Source organism: Mycobacterium sp. TH-M116 (assembly GCF_057473685.1).
This window is the reverse complement of record NZ_JBYCLC010000310.1, coordinates 1-1,993: the sequence shown is the minus strand read 5'-3', so window position 1 is coordinate 1,993 and position 1,993 is coordinate 1. Positions and strand designations below refer to the sequence as shown.

The 1,993-nt window shown below is 71.8% G+C and carries 2 protein-coding genes; one reads left to right on the top strand and one right to left on the bottom strand.

Annotation, left to right across the window (positions count from 1 at the left end):
* On the top strand, positions 1-1,467 hold a 1,467-nt coding region (gene metE / locus AC2VOK_RS16190), incomplete at its 5' end, for a 5-methyltetrahydropteroyltriglutamate--homocysteine S-methyltransferase (RefSeq protein ID WP_428901393.1).
* 270 nt (positions 1,468-1,737) lie between these two features.
* Here metE and AC2VOK_RS16185 read toward each other — a convergent pair.
* Positions 1,738-1,993: PPE family protein, SVP subgroup (locus tag AC2VOK_RS16185; protein WP_428901392.1), on the bottom strand; the 256-nt coding region annotated here is incomplete at its 5' end.

Below are 1,993 nucleotides of genomic sequence, written 5' to 3'. Positions count from 1 at the left end.
GGCAACGGCACCGCCGTGGCCTCGGTTCCCGAGCTGGCCGGCAAGATCCTGGTGGCCGGAGTCGTCGACGGGCGCAACGTCTGGCGCACCGACCTGGAGGCGGCGCTGACCAAGCTCACCACGCTGCGGGGTTCGGCGGCCGCGGTGGCGGTTTCGACGTCGTGTTCCACGATGCACGTCCCATACTCGCTCGAGCCGGAGACCGGCCTGGACGAAAAGCTGCGCGGCTGGCTGGCGTTCGGGCAGGAGAAGGTCGCCGAGGTGGTGGCCCTGGCGCGCGCGCTGCGCGACGGGCGCGACGCGGTCGCCGACGAGATCGCGGCGTCTGATGCCGCCGCCGCCTCCCGCCGCGCGGATCCGCGGCTGCACAACGATGAGATGCGGGCCCGCCTTGCCGCAGTCCTGGCCTCCGGTGTGCACCGTGGCGCTCCGGCGCAGCGCCGCGCCGCGCAGGAGGCACGGCTGAACCTGCCGCCGCTGCCCACCACGACCATCGGCTCCTACCCGCAAACCTCCGCGATCCGCAAGGCGCGCGCGGCTTTTCGCTCTGGGGAGATCACCGAGGAGGAATACGTCGCCCGGATGAAGCGGGAGATTTCCGATGTCATCGCGCTGCAGGAACAACTCGGGCTCGACGTGCTCGTGCACGGCGAGCCGGAACGCAACGACATGGTCCAGTACTTCGCCGAGCAGCTGTCGGGATTTGCGGCCACCCAGAACGGGTGGGTGCAGTCCTATGGGAGCCGGTGCGTGCGTCCGCCGATCCTCTACGGCGACGTGTCCCGGCCCCGGGCGATGACGGTCGAGTGGATCACCTACGCGCAGTCGCTGACCGACAAACCGGTCAAGGGCATGCTGACCGGCCCGGTCACGATCCTGGCGTGGTCGTTCGTCCGTGACGACCAGCCGCTGGCCGAGACGGCCAACCAGGTGGCGCTGGCCATCCGCGACGAAACGGTCGACCTGGAAGCCGCCGGCATCTCGATCATCCAGGTCGACGAGCCCGCGCTGCGGGAACTGCTGCCGCTGCGGCGCGCAGACCAGGACGAGTACTTGCGTTGGGCCATCGGGTCTTTCCGCGTGGCCACCTCCGGTGTCGCCGACTCGACGCAGATCCACACCCACCTGTGCTACTCGGAGTTCGGCGAGGTGATCGGGGCGATCTCGGATCTGGACGCCGACGTCACATCCATCGAGGCGGCACGCTCACACATGGAGGTGCTCGACGACCTCAACGCGGTCGGTTTCGCCAACAGTGTGGGGCCCGGCGTCTACGACATCCACTCACCGCGGGTGCCCAGCACCGGTGAGATGGCCGAATCGCTGCGGGCCGCGCTGAAAGCGCTTCCCGCACAGCGACTCTGGGTCAACCCCGACTGCGGGCTGAAGACGCGTTCGGCCGACGAGGCGACCGCGTCGCTGCGCAACATGGTGGCTGCGGCCCGCCAGGTCCGGGCGGGAGCCTGACGTTCGCGCGAGTCGCCCGACTTGCGCGAATGCCGAGAGTCACGCGAGCGTGGCACCGGGCGGCGAGCGCGGCACCCCGCGCCCGAGCGTCACGCCGCGCGGCGAGCGCGGCACCCCGCGGCCGAGCGTCACGCCAGCGTGGCACCGGGCGGCGAGCGCGGCACCCCGCGCCCGAGCGTCACGCCAGCGTGGCACCGGGCGGCGAGCGCCACGCTGGCGTGACGCTCGGGCCCCTGACGCTCGGGCCCCTCACGGTCGGGCGCCTACCGGTCAGCCCCCGGCCGGTGAGCGGGGCAGGATCTTCGCCGGCACCTTGCCGATGAAGCTGCCCATGCCACGCCCGCTCAGGGAGCCCATCAGCGCCTGGGTGAACGGACTGTTGGGCAGGGCCGAGGCCTGCGCCATGGCCGGGCTGGCGACGGTGGTCTGGGGCAGCACCGGCGCGGCGCGGCTGATCTCTCCCGCGGCCGCGGACCATCCGGGCGGGATCGAGAGCCCCCCCAACTTCGAGGCGGACGCCAACTGG